Annotated in this window: 17 protein-coding genes; 10 read left to right on the forward strand and 7 right to left on the reverse strand. The window is 72.0% G+C overall.

Features of this window, described 5'->3' with window-relative positions:
• The first annotated feature begins 215 nt into the window (after positions 1-215).
• From leuC to GTW43_RS28100, 4 genes are all read left to right on the forward strand, one after another.
• The gene (gene leuC / locus GTW43_RS28085; RefSeq protein WP_161304764.1) at positions 216-1640 is read left to right on the forward strand and encodes a 3-isopropylmalate dehydratase large subunit; all 1425 of its coding nucleotides are present in this window, start codon (positions 216-218) and stop codon (positions 1638-1640) included.
• A gap of 6 nt (positions 1641-1646) precedes the next feature.
• A complete protein-coding gene (gene leuD, locus GTW43_RS28090; protein WP_161304765.1) occupies positions 1647-2240 on the forward strand; it encodes a 3-isopropylmalate dehydratase small subunit in 594 nt (197 codons plus the stop codon).
• A gap of 313 nt (positions 2241-2553) precedes the next feature.
• Positions 2554-2793, forward strand: coding sequence for a hypothetical protein (locus GTW43_RS28095; protein ID WP_161304766.1), 240 nt, complete (start codon positions 2554-2556; stop codon positions 2791-2793).
• A gap of 132 nt (positions 2794-2925) precedes the next feature.
• A complete protein-coding gene (locus GTW43_RS28100; protein WP_161304767.1) occupies positions 2926-3594 on the forward strand; it encodes an HU family DNA-binding protein in 669 nt (222 codons plus the stop codon).
• A gap of 109 nt (positions 3595-3703) precedes the next feature.
• Here GTW43_RS28100 and GTW43_RS28105 read toward each other — a convergent pair whose 3' ends face one another.
• Entirely contained in the window at positions 3704-3937 is a 234-nt protein-coding gene (locus GTW43_RS28105; RefSeq protein ID WP_161304768.1) for a hypothetical protein, read from the reverse strand.
• 13 nt (positions 3938-3950) lie between these two features.
• Complete coding sequence (cofC, locus tag GTW43_RS28110) at positions 3951-4658, reverse strand: 2-phospho-L-lactate guanylyltransferase (protein WP_161304769.1); 708 nt, start codon at positions 4656-4658, stop codon at positions 3951-3953.
• A gap of 183 nt (positions 4659-4841) precedes the next feature.
• On the opposite strand from cofC, the gene GTW43_RS28115 reads away from it, so the two are divergent.
• From GTW43_RS28115 to GTW43_RS28125, 3 genes are read left to right on the forward strand one after another with little or no spacing between them, the layout of a single operon-like run.
• A complete protein-coding gene (locus GTW43_RS28115) occupies positions 4842-5624 on the forward strand; it encodes a lysophospholipid acyltransferase family protein (RefSeq protein WP_161304770.1) in 783 nt (260 codons plus the stop codon).
• Positions 5621-6631: an NAD(P)H-dependent glycerol-3-phosphate dehydrogenase gene (locus GTW43_RS28120; protein ID WP_161304771.1), complete on the forward strand. Its 1011-nt coding sequence runs from the start codon at positions 5621-5623 to the stop codon at positions 6629-6631. The genes GTW43_RS28115 and GTW43_RS28120 overlap by 4 nt, the downstream gene beginning before the upstream one ends.
• Positions 6632-6689: 58 nt before the next feature.
• A complete protein-coding gene (locus tag GTW43_RS28125) occupies positions 6690-7883 on the forward strand; it encodes a D-alanine--D-alanine ligase family protein (protein WP_161304772.1) in 1194 nt (397 codons plus the stop codon).
• 67 nt (positions 7884-7950) lie between these two features.
• Here GTW43_RS28125 and GTW43_RS28130 read toward each other — a convergent pair whose 3' ends face one another.
• Both GTW43_RS28130 and GTW43_RS28135 read right to left on the reverse strand, forming a co-directional pair.
• A complete protein-coding gene (locus GTW43_RS28130) occupies positions 7951-8448 on the reverse strand; it encodes a DUF3515 domain-containing protein (protein ID WP_161304773.1) in 498 nt (165 codons plus the stop codon).
• 20 nt (positions 8449-8468) lie between these two features.
• Positions 8469-8702, reverse strand: a complete 234-nt coding sequence (locus GTW43_RS28135; protein WP_016642988.1) for an Lrp/AsnC ligand binding domain-containing protein — start codon at positions 8700-8702, stop codon at positions 8469-8471.
• 302 nt (positions 8703-9004) lie between these two features.
• Here GTW43_RS28135 and GTW43_RS28140 point away from each other — a divergent pair, with 302 nt between their 5' ends.
• On the forward strand, positions 9005-10021 hold the full coding sequence (locus tag GTW43_RS28140; protein ID WP_161304774.1) for a thiamine-phosphate kinase: 1017 nt from the start codon (positions 9005-9007) through the stop codon (positions 10019-10021).
• Entirely contained in the window at positions 10018-10926 is a 909-nt protein-coding gene (thiD, locus tag GTW43_RS28145) for a bifunctional hydroxymethylpyrimidine kinase/phosphomethylpyrimidine kinase (protein ID WP_161304775.1), read from the forward strand. Before GTW43_RS28140 ends, thiD begins: the two co-directional genes overlap by 4 nt.
• On the opposite strand, the gene GTW43_RS28150 is transcribed toward thiD, so the two are convergent.
• From GTW43_RS28150 to rpmB, 3 genes are all read right to left on the reverse strand, one after another.
• Positions 10842-12233 carry an FAD-dependent monooxygenase gene (locus GTW43_RS28150; protein WP_161304776.1) on the reverse strand — a complete coding sequence of 464 codons (1392 nt, stop codon included), beginning with the start codon at positions 12231-12233 and terminating at the stop codon, positions 10842-10844. The two genes, thiD and GTW43_RS28150, sit on opposite strands and share 85 nt — an antisense overlap.
• Positions 12234-12434: 201 nt before the next feature.
• A complete protein-coding gene (locus GTW43_RS28155; RefSeq protein ID WP_161304777.1) occupies positions 12435-15461 on the reverse strand; it encodes a BTAD domain-containing putative transcriptional regulator in 3027 nt (1008 codons plus the stop codon).
• Positions 15462-15612: 151 nt separating this feature from the next.
• Complete coding sequence (gene rpmB, locus GTW43_RS28160) at positions 15613-15798, reverse strand: 50S ribosomal protein L28 (protein WP_015036441.1); 186 nt, start codon at positions 15796-15798, stop codon at positions 15613-15615.
• A gap of 260 nt (positions 15799-16058) precedes the next feature.
• On the opposite strand from rpmB, the gene GTW43_RS28165 reads away from it, so the two are divergent.
• On the forward strand, positions 16059-16560 hold a 502-nt coding region (locus tag GTW43_RS28165), incomplete at its 3' end, for a DAK2 domain-containing protein (RefSeq protein WP_161304778.1).

Raw genomic sequence — 16560 nt, forward strand, 5'->3', positions numbered from 1 at the left:
AACGCCGACGCCGCTACTGTTGTCCATGCGTCGATACTCCCGTCTCACTCTGTGAAACGCAAGTTCAATTTTCCGTGGAACTTGCCACTCTGGATCTCACACCGGCCCGTGGCACAGAACGGGCCCGGCCGTCGGCGTCCGGTACGAGGGGTACGGGAGACGGCGATCCGAATCTCTAGTGGTGTCGGCTCACCGAGCCGGCCGGAGGGAAAGCGATGGGTAGGACACTCGCGGAGAAGGTCTGGGACGACCACGTCGTCCGGCGCGCCGAGGGCGAGCCCGACCTCCTCTTCATCGATCTGCACCTGCTGCACGAGGTGACCAGCCCGCAGGCCTTCGACGGCCTCCGCAAGAGCGGCCGGCAGGTCCGGCGGCTCGACCTCACCATCGCCACCGAGGATCACAACACCCCGACCCTCGACATCGACAAGCCGATCGCCGACCCGGTCTCGCGCGTACAGCTGGAGACGCTGCGCAAGAACGCCGCCGAGTTCGGCGTGCGCCTGCACTCCCTGGGCGACGTCGAGCAGGGCGTCGTTCACGTCGTCGGCCCGCAGCTGGGCCTGACCCAGCCCGGCATGACCGTCGTCTGCGGCGACTCGCACACCTCCACGCACGGTGCCTTCGGCGGCCTGGCCTTCGGCATCGGCACCTCGCAGGTGGAGCACGTGCTCGCCACGCAGACGCTGCCGATGGCCCGTCCGAAGACCATGGCCATCACGGTCGACGGCGAGCTGCCCGAGGGCGTCACCGCCAAGGACCTGATCCTCGCGATCATCGCCCGGATCGGCACCGGCGGCGGCCAGGGCTACGTCCTGGAGTACCGCGGCTCCGCCATCGAGAAACTGTCGATGGAAGCCCGCATGACCATCTGCAACATGTCGATCGAGGCCGGCGCCCGCGCGGGCATGATCGCCCCCGACGAGACCACCTTCGCCTACCTGGAGGGCCGCGAGCACGCCCCCAAGGGCGCCGACTGGGACGCCGCGGTCGCCTACTGGAAGACGCTGAGGTCGGACGACGACGCGGTCTTCGACGCCGAGGTCGTCATCAAGGCCGAGGAGCTGTCCCCGTTCGTCACGTGGGGCACCAACCCCGGCCAGGGCGCGCCCCTTTCGGCGAACGTCCCCGACCCCGCTTCGTACGAAGACGCTTCGGAGCGCCTCGCCGCCGAAAAGGCCCTGGAGTACATGGGGTTGGAGGCCGGCCGGCCGCTGCGCGAGATCAAGGTCGACACCGTCTTCGTAGGCTCCTGCACCAACGGCCGCATCGAGGACCTGCGCGCCGCCGCGGACATCCTCAAGGGCCGCAGGGTCGCCGACGGCGTACGGGCGCTGATCGTGCCCGGCTCCGCACGGGTGGGCCTGCAGGCCGTCTCCGAGGGCCTGGACCAGGTCTTCAAGGACGCCGGCGCCGAGTGGCGGCACGCGGGCTGTTCCATGTGCCTGGGCATGAACCCGGACCAACTCGCCCCCGGCGAGCGTTCCGCGTCGACGTCCAACCGCAACTTCGAGGGCCGGCAGGGCAAGGGCGGCCGTACGCACCTGGTCTCGCCCCAGGTCGCCGCCGCCACCGCCGTGCTCGGCCACCTGGCCTCGCCCGCCGACCTGTCCGACGCCCCTGTCGCCGCTGGAGTCTGATCAGTCATGGAAGCATTCACCACGCACACCGGCCGGGCCGTCCCGCTGCGTCGCAGCAATGTCGACACCGACCAGATCATCCCTGCTCACTGGCTCAAGAAGGTCACGCGGGACGGGTTCGAGGACGGGCTGTTCGAGGCCTGGCGCAAGGACCCCGAGTTCGTGCTGAACCGCCCGGAGCACCAGGGAGCGACCGTCCTGGTCGCCGGCCCCGACTTCGGCACCGGCTCCTCCCGTGAGCACGCCGTCTGGGCCCTGCAGAACTACGGCTTCAAGACCGTCATCTCCTCCCGCTTCGCCGACATCTTCCGCGGGAACTCGCTGAAGAACGGCCTGCTCACCGTCCTCCTCGACCAGGAGGTCGTCGAGCAGCTGTGGGCCCTGGTGGAGAAGGACCCGCAGGCCGAGATCACCGTCGACCTCCAGGAGCGCGAGGTCCGCGCCGAGGGCGTCACCGCCGCCTTCGAGCTGGACGAGAACGCCCGCTGGCGCCTGCTGAACGGCCTGGACGACATCAGCATCACGCTGCAGAACGAGCAGGACATCGCCGCCTACGAGGCGAAGCGCCCCTCGTTCAAGCCGCGGACCCTCCAGGTCTGACCTCCCCGGACCTGGCGGCGGTCGCAACCGCTGCCGGGCAAGGCATATTCAGGCCACATCCGCAGCACCCGGTACCCCCAATCGAGCATCGGTTGGGGGTACTTCCCTGTCTGCCCCCGGGAGGCCCTCCGCGCCCCCTCCGAGCCCCTCCCGGACCTCCTCAACTCCCCACCTGTGCAGGCCTGTTCGCCCCGATCGCGGATTTCCGGGCGCTGTCGCAGGATGGGCCCGGGGGAGCGCTCAGGAGCCCCTCGAGAGGCGGGAGTTACCCCCTGCGGAGGCGACAACTCGCCCCAGATGGCACAATCTGTGCATGGAACACGACGGCCAACTCCAGCTGTACGCGGCGGTCGCGGACCAACTCAAGGAAGCGCACTCCCGAGTGCGTGCACTGCAAGTCCCGGAGGGCGTACGGATGGCGCTGACCCGGAAGCTGCTGGCCATCACGGCCGCGGCCAAACACGATCTCGCCGCCGCGGCACGGCGTCTGGAGCGATTCACGGCCGATCTCGACGACCTCGAAGAGGGTCGCGGCGGCGAAGAGGAACTCTGAGGCAGTCGAGTCCGTTGCGGCACAAGGGTGATTCGCCCGTTTCGCGTTTGATTTGCGGTATGTATCTGCCTAACGTGCGAAAAAGCCGGGCCGAAAGAGATTCGTTCCGGCAATGTCTCCGAAGGGGAAGACGTGAACAAGGCGCAGCTCGTAGAAGCGATTGCCGACAAGGTGGGCGGCCGTCAGCAGGCCGCTGACGCCGTGGACGCCGTACTCGACGCCATCGTCCGTGCCGTGGTCGCCGGCGACCGCGTCTCGGTCACCGGTTTCGGCTCGTTCGAGAAGGTCGACCGCCCCGCCCGGTACGCCCGCAACCCGCAGACGGGTGAGCGCGTCCGGGTCAAGAAGACGTCCGTGCCCCGGTTCCGCGCCGGTCAGGGCTTCAAGGACCTCGTCGCGGGTTCCAAGAAGCTCCCGAAGAACGATGTCGCGGTCAAGAAGGCGCCCAAGGGCAGCCTGACCAGCGGCGCTTCCGCCACGGTCAAGAAGGCCGCGGCCAAGAAGACCACCGCGAAGAAGGCCGCCGCCAAGAAGGCGACGCCCGCGAAGAAGACCACGGCCGCGAAGAAGGCCACCGCCAAGAAGACGACCGCGAAGAAGACCACCGCGGCCGCCAAGAAGACCACGGCGAAGAAGACCACGGCCAAGAAGGCGACCCCGGCCAAGAAGGCCACCACCGCCAAGAAGGCCACGGCCAAGAAGACGGCGCCCGCGAAGAAGGCCACGGCCAAGAAGGCGCCCGCCAAGAAGTCGACGGCGCGCAAGACCACCGCCAAGAAGGCCACCGCCCGCAAGAAGTAGGGCCGACGCCACAGGGCTGCTCACACGCCGGGCCGGACTCCCGTGAGGGAGTCCGGCCCGCGGCGTACGGCCCGGCACCGCCCGATCGGGCGGAGCCTGAAGTCCCTGGTCAGAACGTCTGAAGCGTCACCAGCGTGATCCGCAGGGCCGCGCCGCCGGCATCGCTGCCGCCGCCGGCGTCGCCGTCGTCGCCGGTCTCGATCCGCACGCGCTGCCCCGGCCGCAGCAGCCGCAGGCCCCCCGCGTCGAACGCGGCGGCGTCGAAGGGCACCGGGGTGCCGTCGTCCAGCAGGACGCTGCCGGAACGGGACTCGGGATCGTACGTGTACGCGGTCGCCTGCATACCCGCAGCGTACTCAGTCCGCGCACTCCACCCGGTCCGCGCGCCCCACCCGGCCGGCGTCCTCCGCCCGGCCCCCGCACCGCGCCCGGGCCACGAGCGGCAGGTCCGCGGCCGCCCGCGCCGTGTGCGGGCCGACCCCCAGGGCCAGCGCGGCCCGCAGGTCCTCGCCGGTGTCGACGTCCTGGCGTACGGAGTCCACTCCCGCGAGCGGCAGTTCCCGTGCGCCCGAGGCCGCATGACGGTGCCGGGAGGCGCCGCCGAACGACGGACGCAATTCCACGCCCGGACCCGCTGCCAGGAACGTCGTGCCGATTCCGGCGGCGTCCGGCAGAAAGGCCCGGGGAAATGCGTGGGCAGCGGCGAGAACATGCGCCAATTCGGCGGAGCGCAGCGCGGGCAGATCCGCGTTGAGAGCGCCGACCGGTGCGGCGGGGCGCCGGGCGCGCACGGCGGCGGCTCCGTGGGCCAGCGCGGCGTTCAGTCCCGCGCCGGGTGTGTCCGCGACAATCCGTGCACCGAGCACCGAAAGGGCGCGTCCGGCGTGCTCGTCGTCCGTGACGACCACCACATCGCCGACCCCCGGACAGGCTCTCGCGGCGGCCACGGTGTCCTGGGCGAAGGCGAGCGCGAGGCCCGGGCGCAGGGCGTCGCCCGCCGCGGGCGTCAGCCTGCTCTTGGCCCGCACCAAGGGTTTCAGCGGTATCACCAGGGTCCACTGCACCCGCCCATTGTGACCTGTGCGGGAGGTGTGGCGGTTCAAATGGGCCGGTGCGCACAGCTCAGGACAAGGGGGGTGGCGCGAGACAGGTGGGCGTACGGTGTTCTCGACAGACCGGTGGCCTGGGGCGACACTTGTGCGGCCCGGACAGGTACTGCCTGCCAGGTCCTAGAGGAAGGTGTCCGAGTGTCCCGCCGCAGAATCGGCTTCTGGTACCGCTTCGCCGCGGTCCTCTGCAAACCCCCGCTGGTCGTTCTGTTCAAGCGGGACTGGCGCGGAATGGAGCACATTCCGGCGGACGGCGGCTTTATCACCGCGGTGAACCACAATTCACATCTGGACCCGTTCCTGTACGCCCATTTCCAGTACAACACCGGACGAGTCCCGCGATTCCTGGCGAAGCACGGCCTCTTCAAGAAGGGGTTCGTGGGCGCCGCGATGCGCGGCACCGGGCAGATTCCCGTCTACCGCGAGACCACGAACGCGCTGAGTGCGTTCCGTGCCGCGATCGACGCCGTCGAGCGCGGTGAGTGCGTCGCCTTCTATCCCGAAGGCACCCTCACCCGCGACCCCCACCTGTGGCCCATGGTCGGAAAGACCGGAGTCGCCCGGGTGGCGCTGCAGACGAAGTGCCCCGTGATCCCCGTCGGCCAGTGGGGCGCCACCGACGCGCTCGCCCCGTACGCGAAGAAGCCGGACTTCTTCCCGCGCAAGACCCACCACGTCCTGGCGGGTGAGCCGGTCGACCTCTCCGCGTACTACGACCGGGAGATCACTCCCGAGCTGCTGAAGGAAGCCACCGAGACGATCATGGTCGCGATCACCTCCCTGGTGGCCGAGCTGCGCGGCGAGGACGCCCCGCAGAAGCGTTTCGACCCCCGCGAGGCGCGGATCGAGCAGCGCCGCAAGTCCCAGGCGGGCGGCGCGGGTTCGGCGTCCGGCAGTGCCGTCAAGGAGAGCGAGAAGTGACCCGACCCGTGAAGGCCGCCGTCTTTGGCACCGGTTCGTGGGGCACGGCCTTCGGCATGGTGCTCGCCGACGCCGGCTGCGACGTCACCCTGTGGGGCCGCCGCCCGGAGCTCGCCGACGCGGTCAACTCCACGCGCACCAACCCCGATTACCTCCCCGGCGTCGATCTCCCGGAGAACCTGCGGGCGACCGCCGACGTCGCCGAGGCCGCCGACGGCGCCGACTTCACCGTGCTCGCCGTGCCCTCGCAGACGCTGCGCGGCAACCTCGCCGCCTGGGCGCCCGTGCTCGCCCCCGACACCGTCCTCGTCTCCCTGATGAAGGGCGTCGAGCTCGGCTCCGCGATGCGGATGAGCGAGGTGATCCAGGACGTGACCAAGGCCGGCGAGGAGCGCGTCGCGATCGTCACCGGGCCCAACCTGGCCCGCGAGATCGCTGCCCGGCAGCCCGCCGCCGCCGTCGTCGCCTGCCGCGACGAGGTCGTCGCCCAGCGTCTCCAAGTCGCCTGCCACACCCCGTACTTCAGGCCCTACACCAACACCGACGTGGTCGGCTGCGAGCTCGGCGGCGCCGTCAAGAACGTGATCGGGCTCGCCGTCGGCATCGCGGACGGCATGGGCCTCGGCGACAACACCAAGGGCTCGCTGATCACCCGCGGCCTCGCCGAGACCACCCGGCTCGGCCTCGCCATGGGCGCCGACCCGCTCACCTTCTCCGGGCTCGCGGGCCTCGGCGACCTGGTCGCCACCTGCTCCTCGCCGCTGTCGCGCAACCACACCTTCGGCACCAACCTCGGCAGGGGCATGACCCTCGAGGAGACCATCGCCGCGACCAATCAGACCGCGGAGGGCGTCAAGTCCTGCGAGTCGGTGCTCGACCTGGCGCGCCGCCACGGTGTCGACATGCCGATCACCGAGACCGTCGTGGAGATCGTCCACGAGGGGAAGCCGCCGGTCGTCGCCGTGAAGGAGCTCATGTCGCGCTCCGCCAAGCCGGAACGACGCTGAGCGACGGGCCGTTGCGGGCGCTGACTCTCGCCCTACCAGCAGGTACGCTCAACGCGATATGAGCAGCGAGAACCTCCCCCAGAGCCCCGCGTCCGCCGCGCCGTCCGTCTCGTCGCCGGGCGTCTCGCCGAACGGGCAGAAGCCGCGTGTGGCTGTCGTCTTCGGTGGCCGCAGCTCCGAGCACGGCGTCTCCGTCGTGACGGCGGGCGCCGTGCTGCGCGCCATCGACCGGACCAAGTACGACGTGCTGCCCATCGGCATCACCCGCGAGGGCCGCTGGGCGCTCACCTCGGACGACCCGGAGCGGATGGCCATCGCCGACCGCAAGGTCCCCGACGTCGCCGACCTGGCCGAATCGCCCGAGGGCGGCGTGGTCCTGCCCGTCGACCCGGCGATCCGCGAGGTCGTCTACACCGAGCCGGGCTCCGTGCCCAAGGCCCTCGGCGACGTCGACGTCGTCTTCCCTGTGCTGCACGGCCCCTACGGCGAGGACGGCACGATCCAGGGCCTGCTCGATCTGTCCGGTACGCCCTACGTGGGCTGCGGTGTGCTCTCCTCGGCCGTCGGCCAGGACAAGGAGTACATGAAGCGCATCTTCACCTCCTTCGGCCTCACGGTCGGCCCCTACCTGGTGATCCGCCCGCGCGAGTGGGAGAACGACCAGGAGGGCGCGCGCCGCCGCATCGCCGACTTCGTGGGCGAGCAGGGCTGGCCGCTGTTCATCAAGCCGGCCCGGGCCGGCTCCTCGATCGGCATCACCAAGGTCGACTCCTTCGAGGGCCTCGACGAGGCCATGGAGACCGCCCGCGCCCACGACCCGAAGGTCATCGTCGAGGCGGGTCTCTCCGGCCGCGAGATCGAGTGCGGCGTCCTCGAGTTCGAGGACGGGCCGCGCGCCTCCGTCCCGGCCGAGATCCCGCCCGTCCAGTCGCACGACTTCTACGACTTCGAGGCGAAGTACATCGACTCCGCCGCCGGCATCGTGCCCGCGCCGCTGACCGCCGAGGAGACCGCCGAGGTGCAGCGCCTCGCCGTCGCCGCGTTCGAGGCGGTGTCCTGCGAGGGGATCGTCCGCGCGGACTTCTTCCTCACGGACGACGGCGAGTTCGTCATCAACGAGATCAACACGCTGCCCGGCTTCACACCGATCTCCATGTACCCGCGCATGTGGCAGGAGTCCGGCGTCAGCTACCCGGAGCTGGTCGACCGGCTCCTCGACGCCGCGCTGCGCCGCCCGACGGGGCTGCGCTGACGCTTCTCCCTGCGAGGCCCGGGTCCGCCCCGCGCGGACCGGGCCCGCGCGAATCCCTCACGGTCCTTCAGTCGGCGATCCCCTTCGGGATCGCCTTCTTGATGGGCCCGGCCAGGTCGACCAGCGGCCCCGCGCCGCCCTGCCGGACCTGGCCCTTGGGTATCGTCACCTCGACGTACGCCAGCCGGGAGCCCGTCGTCATCTGCTGGGAACCGTCCTTCAGCTCCTCGACGACCCACTCCACCTCGTCGACTGTCGCGGGCATGCTGCCCTTCTTCGCAGCCGCGTCGGGCCACGGCACACCGCAGCGCAGTATGATCGCCGGACTTCCCCACGCCGCGGTCAGTTCGGAGCGCGGCTCGGGATCGTTGCGCTCGAGTCCGTCGATCTTCTGCGGCAGCAGTCCGTGCAGATCGCGGCAGAGTCCGGTCACCTTAGCGTCCGGGCTGGGAACCGACACCGCGGGCGTGTCGTCCGTCGAAGAGCAGCCCGCTGCGGCGGCGATCAGCACGGACAGGGCGGGGAGCCCGACGAGAAGACGGCGCCGGTGACGGAAAGAGTTCACCGGCACAGGGTAGACGGGGGCTACAGGTGGACGACCGGGCAGGTCAGCGTGCGGGTGATGCCATCCACCTGCTGGACCTTGGCGACCACCATGCGCCCCAGTTCGTCCACCGTGTCGGCCTGAGCCCGCACGATGACGTCATAGGGGCCGGTGACATCCTCGGCCTGAATGACTCCTGGGATCTTCCCGATGAGCTCGGCGACGGTCGACGCCTTGCCTACTTCGGTCTGAATCAGGATGTACGCCTGTACCACGGAACCTCCAGGGCGGCCACGAGGATCATGTGGGGAGAAGGGACGCCACGGTATCGCGTCGCCGCTCGTCGCGGGGAGACCCGGGGCGTCTGTGGCGTACCCACCGAGTACGCGCGGCAAGCACACAGGGACCGAGAAGGCGGGCTCGTGACAGAAACCGTGACGCAGACCGTGACGGAAACAGCGGGCAAGCCCGTGACAGAAACCGTACCCACGACAGAGACGGCTCGCGACCGCGCACGGTCCGGGGCACAGCAACCCCACGACCACAGCCGGACCCGGGCAGAAGGGGCAGTACGCGCATGAAGGGCACCGTCGGCGAGCTGGGGGAGTTCGGCCTCATCCGAGAGCTGACCTCGCGGCTCACCACCACCCCGGCCGTCCGCGTCGGGCCCGGCGACGACGCCGCCGTGGTCGCCGCACCGGACCGCCGGGTCGTCGCCAGCACGGACATCCTGCTGGAGAACCGGCACTTCCGCCGCGACTGGTCCACCGCGTACGACGTCGGCCGCAAGGCCGCCGCACAGAACCTGGCCGACATCGCCGCCATGGGCGCCGTGCCCACCGCGCTGCTCCTCGGCCTCGTGGTGCCGGCCGAGCTGCCCGCGTCCTGGCCGTCGGAGCTCATGGACGGACTGCGCGACGAGTGCCAGGTCGCCGGCGCGGCCGTCGTCGGCGGTGACGTCGTCCGCGGCGACACCATCACCGTCGCCATCACGGCGCTCGGCGACCTGCGCAACCACGAGCCCGTGACCCGGGCCGGCGCCCAGCCCGGGGACGTCGTCGCCGTCACCGGCTGGCTCGGCTGGTCCGCCGCCGGATACGCCGTCCTGTCCCGCGGCTTCCGCTCGCCGCGCGCCTTCGTCGAGGCCCACCGCAGGCCGGAACCCCCGTACCACGCGGGCCCCGCCGCCGCCGGGCTCGGCGCCACCGCGATGTGCGACGTCAGCGACGGTCTCATCGCCGACCTGGGCCACATCGCGGAGGCCAGCAAGGTCCGCATCGACATCAAGTCCGGCAAGGTCGACGTCCCCTCGCAGATGAACGACATCGGCCAGGCCGTCGGCGTCGACCCTCTCCAGTGGGTCCTCAGCGGCGGTGAGGACCACGCGATCGTGGCGACCTTCCCGCCCGACGTGAAGCTGCCCGCCCGCTGGAAGGTCATCGGCGAGGTGCTCAATCCCTCGGCCCTGCCGCAGGTGACCGTCGACGGCGCCCCCTGGACGAGCAAGGGCGGCTGGGACCACTTCGGCGACGACACCGGCACCGCCGGCCGGGCCGACGGCCTCGGCCCCTTCGGCGGGGAGATCGAGTCGTGACCGCCGAGCGGACGGCGCCGCACCGCCCCGTACGCGTCCTGACCGTCGCCGGGTCCGACTCCGGCGGCGGCGCCGGCATCCAGGCCGACCTCAAGACGATGCTCGCGCTCGGCACCCACGGCATGAGCGTCCTCACCGCCGTCACCGCACAGAACTCCCTCGGGGTGCAGGGTGCCTGGGAGCTCCCCGTCGAGGCGGTACGTGCCCAGTACCGCAGCGTCGTCGACGACATCGGTGTCCAGGCCGTCAAGACCGGGATGCTCGCCTCGCCCGAACTCGTCGAGTGCGTCGCCGACTTGCTCGGCGGGACGGACGCGCCCGTCGTGGTCGACCCGGTGGGAGTGTCCAAGCACGGCGACTCGCTCCTGGCCGCGACCGCCCTGGACTCCGTCCGTACCAGACTGCTGCCGACCGCCACCGTGGCCACCCCGAACCTCGACGAGGTCGCGCAACTCACCGGGATCCACGTCGAGTCCGAGGACGACATGCGCCGGGCCGCCGACGCCGTGCTCGCCCACGGCCCGCGCTGGGTCGTCATCAAGGGCGGCCACCTCACGGCCGGCGGCTCCGGTGATGGCTCCGGCGGTGGCTCGTGCGAGGCCGTCGACCTCCTCACGGACGGTGCACGGGAACACTGGCTGCGCTCCCCGCGCCACGACAACCGGCACACCCACGGCACGGGCTGCACCCTCGCCTCCGCGATCGCCGCGCAGCTCGCGAAGGGGCAGTCCGTCCCCGACGCCGTCCGCGCCGCGAAGGAGTACGTGACCGGCGCGATCGCCGCGGGGTTCGCCCTCGGCACCGGAATCGGCCCGGTCGATCACGGCTGGCAGCTCCGCACACCGGTGGGCCGGGGCGCGGGGACGGACGAAGGGGCCGGGACGGGCGCCGCCGACAGGCCGTAGTCCTTCAGGTCCAGATTGCTCGCCGCCCTCTCGGTGATGCGCTTGAAGACGCCGGCCAGGAACCGCGAACTCAGCATCCGATAGGCCCGGTCCCGGCTGCGGATCTTCTTCTCGGTGGGCGGCGCCAGGAACGGCCCGGCGTTCCCCGACGTCTTCTGGCAGCCCTTCGCGTACTTCGTGATCTCCGCCTCGAAGGCCGCGAAGGCGGTGCGGTGGTCACCGCGCGCCGCGACCAGCTCACCGGCCAGGACATACGCCGACACGAGGGCGGTACCGGTGCCTATGCCGCCCATGGTCGCGCCGTGCCCGGCGTCGCCGAGCAGGATCACCCGGCCCCGGGACAGACGGTCGATGTGGATCTGGGCGATGGCGTCGACGTACAGGTCCTCCGCCGAGTCGAGCGCGGCGAGCATCTCCGTCACATGCGGCCAGGCGAGCCCGCGCAGCTGCTCGGCGACGATCTCCTTCTGTGCCGCGGTGTCCCTGCGGTCGTACGTCAGCTGCCCGGACCGGAAGACGACCGCTGCGCCCGCGCGGTGCGGATCCCCGTCGTAGTTGTTGATCATCGCGGTGCGGCCCGGCTCCGAGTAGAGCCGCGCGGTGCGGTCCAGGCCCAGGTGGTTGGGCATGTCGAAGCCCGCGACGTAGTACCCGAGGAAGCGCAGGTACCGGGACTCGTCGCCGAACACCAGCCGCCGGGTGTGGGAGTGCAGCCCGTCCGCACCGATCACCAGGTCGACCGTGCGCGCCGCGCCGTGGTCGAACGTGACGTCCACCCCGGTCGGGGTCTCGGTGAGCGAGGCGATGGAGTCGCCGAAGACATACTCGACCGCGTCCTTCGTGCGCTCGTACAGCAGCTGGGAGAGATCGCCGCGGAAGACCTCGACGTCTCCGCTCATCAGATGGGCCGGCAGGTCCACCCGCTCGGTGTCGTCCGCGTCGACGATGGTCTGGCGCCCCATGTCCGTCCGGATCCGGTGCAGCTCGTCCCAGATACCCATCCGCGTCAGGACCGTGCGGTGGACGTGCCCGCGGAAGTCGACGGCGAAGCCGCCCTCGCGCAGAGCGGCGGCCTTCTCCACGACGGTGACCCGGGCGCCCTGGCGGGAGAGCCAGAACGCGATCGCGGGACCGGCGATGCTCGCGCCGGACACGAGGACGTCGAGATGGGCGAGCGGGGTTTCGGCGCGGGCGGCCGCGGCGCCTCCGGTCGGACGGTGGGTCGGTTCGGTGGGCCCGGTGCTCTGTGTGGCTTCTGCGGTCTGTGTGCTCTGTCGGTTCGGCGTGGTGTTCGTCTGCTTCGTCATGCCAGTGAGCCTGCGGCCCGCCGCTTACCGTTCGCTGACCATCGACTGACCGCGCCTGACCGTGCTGCTCGCCACCCGCGTCAGGCCTGGTCAGAGGCCTGATCAGGGGACTGGTCAGGGACCTGCCTGTCAGCGGTCGGTCAGGGCCCGGCGAGTGGCAGGGGCACCGGTCAGGACTCGGAGAGCGGCAAGGGGTACCGGTCAGGGCCCGGTCACGGCGGCCCCGCGCAGGGCACTGCCCAGCTCGAACGCCTTCTTGAACGTGTCCGGGGCCAGCAGACGCCGCACCCGCCGCTCGACCGGCGTCACGTCCGGGTCGTCCACGATCAGCCGACCGCGCAGCGCCGACGCGGCCCCGAGCAGCGTCGCCGCCTCCTCGGGCGCCGCGGCCCGGGACGCCAGGGCCTCCGCCACCTCCGCCAGTTCGAGCCCCTGCGCCGTGCCCCCGGTCGACAGCGTCCGGGCCTGGCGGAACCAGTCGTCGGCCTCCTCCGCGCGCCCCTCGGCCAGCGCCGCCCGGCCCAGGCCGAGAAAGATGTGGACCGTCTGCCCCACGCTGTACCAGGAACGGGCGCTCGTCTCCAGCGCCGACTCGTAGTGCGTGCGGGCCCGGGCGGTGTCCCCGGCCAGCCGGGCGGCGTCGCCCAGGCCCCAGTGCGCGCCCGCCACCTTCTCGTGCGCGCCCACGCCACCGGCCAGCTCCGCCGCGCGGGAGAAATCCGCAGCGGCCTCCTCGTGCCGACCGCTGCGCAGCAGCACCGTGCCGCGCCGGCACAGCAGGTCCGCGGTCTCCTCGGGCGCCGCGAGATCGTGCGCGTACGTCAACGCCTCGTCGATCAGCTCCAGGGCGCGCCCGCGCTCGCCGCGCCAGTCGGCGTACAGGCCCAGCTGATCCAGCGAGTTGGCCATGCCCCAGCGGTCGCCGCAGGCCCGGAAGCCCTCGAGCGCCTCGGCGAACAGGGCCTCGGACGCCGCGGGCCGGCCCGCGAACTGCTCCTGGAACCCCAGCCCGACGCCCAGCAGGGCACGCCCCCAAGCGTCGTCGCCGACCTGGGCGCGCACCCGCTCGTCGCGGGACCGCTCGGGCCCCACCGCCAGTGTCCAGAGGACGACCGTGAACGGCAGACGCAACTGCCGGTCGATCGTCGCCAGCACCCGGTCCGCCTCGGCCAGCCGTTCGTCCTCGCCGCCGCCCGCCACCGCGTTGAGTGCGCACAGCGCGTACTCCTCGTCGAGGCCGGGCGGCGGGGTCGGCCCGACCGCGTCCAGGAGGTCACGCGCGAGGGCGACCCGCTCCCCGGCCAGGCCGTGCAGTCGCCAGAACCAGGACAGGGCCGCCATCAGGCGCAGGCCCTCGGACGGCGCCGTGCGGACGAGATGGCGCAGGGCCGCGTCCAGATCGGCGCGCTCGGCCGACAGGCGGTGCAGCCAGGGGAGCTGCTCGTGCCCGCGCAGCAGCGGCTCGGCCCGCTCCGCGAGCCGCAGGCAGTACGCGGCGTGCGCGTCCTTCAAAGGGCCCCGCACCTCGTCCGGCAGCTGCTCGGCGCAGAAGGCGCGGATCGTCTCCAGCATCCGGTAGCGCCCGTCCGACGCCTCGAGGAACGACTTCTCGGCCAAGGAAGCCAGCAGATCCTCCGGATACGCGATGCCGCACACGGCCTCCACCGCGTCCAGCGTCGCCCCGCCGCCCAGGCCGCCGCCGCTGAAGACGGTCATGCGGCGGGCCAGGTCCCGCTCCTCGTCGTCGAGCAGTTCCCAGCTCCACTCGACGACCGCGCGCAGCGTGCGGTGCCGCGGCGCCTTCGTGCGGTCGCCGCGGGACAGGAGCCGGAAGCGGTCGTCCAGCCGCTCCGCCAGCTCCTCCACCGTCAGCGTGCGCAGCCGGGCCGCGGCCAGCTCGATGGCGAGGGGGAGCCCGTCGAGCGCCGCGCAGATGCCGTCGATCGCGGCCGCGCGCGCGTGCGTGCCGCCTGCGGGCCCGGACCCGTCGGCGTCGAAGTCGGGCCGGACCGCGACGGCCCGGTCGCGCAGCAGCCGGGCCGCGGGCTCCGCCCCCAGCGGCGGCACCGGGCACAGCACCTCGCCGGTGATCTGGAGCGCCTCCCGGCTCGTGGCGAGGATCCTCAGCCCCGGGCACGCCCCGAGCAGGAGTCCGGCAACCCGGGCGGCGTCGGCCACGACGTGCTCGCAGTTGTCGAGCACCAGCAACGCCTCGCGGTCCTCCAGGGCCGCGGTGAGCCGCTCGGTGGCGTCCTCGCCCTGCGGTCCGCGCAGCCCTTCACGGACCCCGAGTGCGGTGAGGACCGCGTACGGAACCAGGGCGCCCTCGGAGACCGGGGCGAGCTCGACGTAACAGACGTCCGGGCGGGAGCGGGCCGCCTCCACGGCCAGCCGTGTCTTGCCCACGCCGCCGGGTCCGGTCAGCGTCACGAGCCGGGCGCCGGCCAGCAGCGCGTCGATCCGGGCCAGCTCCTGCGACCGCCCGACGAACCGGGTCAACTGGGCGGGTACGCCCCGCTGCCGGTGCGGCTCCGGCGTCCGCAACAGCTCCAGGTGCAGGGCCGACAGCTCCGCCGACGGATCGGCGCCGAGCTCCTCGGCGAGAATGCCGCGCGCCTCCTCGTAGGCCGCCAGCGCCTCCGCGGGGCGGCCCGCCGCGTGCAGGGCGCGCATCAGCAGCGCGTGCAGCCGCTCGCTCAGCGGATGGGAGCCCAGCAGGTCACGGATCTCGGCCACCAGGTCGGGTCCCGCACCCAGCGCCAGGTCGGCGGCGATCCTGTCCTGCACGGCGGTCAGCCGCAGCTCGTCCAGGCGCGGGAGGTCCTGTGGCGCGGGGCCGCGCCACAGCCCGAGCGCCTCGCGCAGCAGCTCCGCCGCGCGCGCGTGGTCACCCGCGGCCAGTGCCTGACCGCCCGCCCGTGCGAGACGCTCGAAGCGGTGCACGTCCACCGCGTCCCGCTCGACGACCAGCCGGTACCCGGCCGGGTCCGCCTCGATCTCCAGGCCCAGCCGTCGGCGCAGCCGCGAGATCTGCGACTGCAGTGCGTTCGCCGCGTGGGCCGGGGGCTCCTCGCCGTACACCCCGTCGATGAGGCGCTCCGGCGAGACGGTCCGGCCCGCGTCGAGCAGGAGCTGTGTCAGCAGGGCACGCGGGCGCGGCCCTCCGGGGTCCAGAGGGCTGCCGTCGGGGGCCCGCACGTCGAGGGGGCCGAGGATGCCGAACCGCATGCGCCGAGTCTTGCAGCCGCCACCGACAGCCGTGCCCGGTACGGAGGATCCGGCGGGCGGGCCGGACCGCGTGCGGACATGAAGAAAGCCGGCCCCCGAGGGGACCGGCTTTCTTCAAGCAACCAGCGAGGTGGCCGCGCTACGCGAAACGTCAGCGCGAGACCTTGCCGGCCTTGATGCACGAGGTGCAGACGTTGAGCCGCTTCGGCGTCCGACCGACCACGGCACGCACGCGCTGGATGTTGGGGTTCCAGCGACGGGGCGTACGGCGGTGCGAGTGCGAAATGTTGTTGCCGAAGCCCGGCCCCTTGCCGCAGACGTCGCAGTTGGCAGCCACGGGTCACTCCAAAGACTTCAGATGCACTTACGGTTGATCCCGGCATGCCGGGATCAAGATCAGAGGATCTGAGTGGCGGTGCCAGGGGAGAGCCCGATGGTTATCGGGCAACCGGAGCAGCATACAACGGCTGCTTCGGTACAACGAAACTACCATGGCTCCCCGGGCGGACGCTCCGGCCCTGGTCGGGCCCTCTTCCGGAGGACCGTCCCGCAGGGGTCTACTCTGCGATGCCAGTCCAGCTGCTCAAGGAGGCGTAGGTGCCGCAGGTGCCGCATGTGCTCGACGTCGTCGCGGTGCGGGCCTGGTGCTCTCTCGCCCTCGACGCGCTCGGCCGCGACCGTGCGGAGATCGACGCGATCAACGTCTATCCGGTCGCCGACGGGGACACGGGCACCAATCTCTACCTGACCGTCGAGTCCGCGCAGCAGGCCGTCGAGGCCGTCTTCACGGGGCTCGGGGCGGGTCCCGAGCCGACCGCTCCGGACCTGCCCGAGGTCATACGCGCGATGGCGCACGGCGCCCTCATCGGGGCGCGCGGCAACTCGGGGACGATCCTCGCGCAGCTGCTCCGCGGCATGGCCCAGGTGCTCGCGGGCGACGGCACACGTGAGGCAGATCACGCGTCCGGGGCCGACGCGGAGGCCCTGCGCCTCGCCCTGCGCAGGGCCGCGGACTCCGCGCGCGAGGCGGTCGCCCACCCCGTCGAGGGCACCCTCCTCACGGTCGCGCGCGCCGCGGCGGACGCCGCCGGCGCCGCGG

Origin of the sequence: Streptomyces sp. SID5785, assembly GCF_009870065.1 — a bacterium.
Classification (GTDB): Bacteria; Actinomycetota; Actinomycetes; order Streptomycetales; family Streptomycetaceae; genus Streptomyces.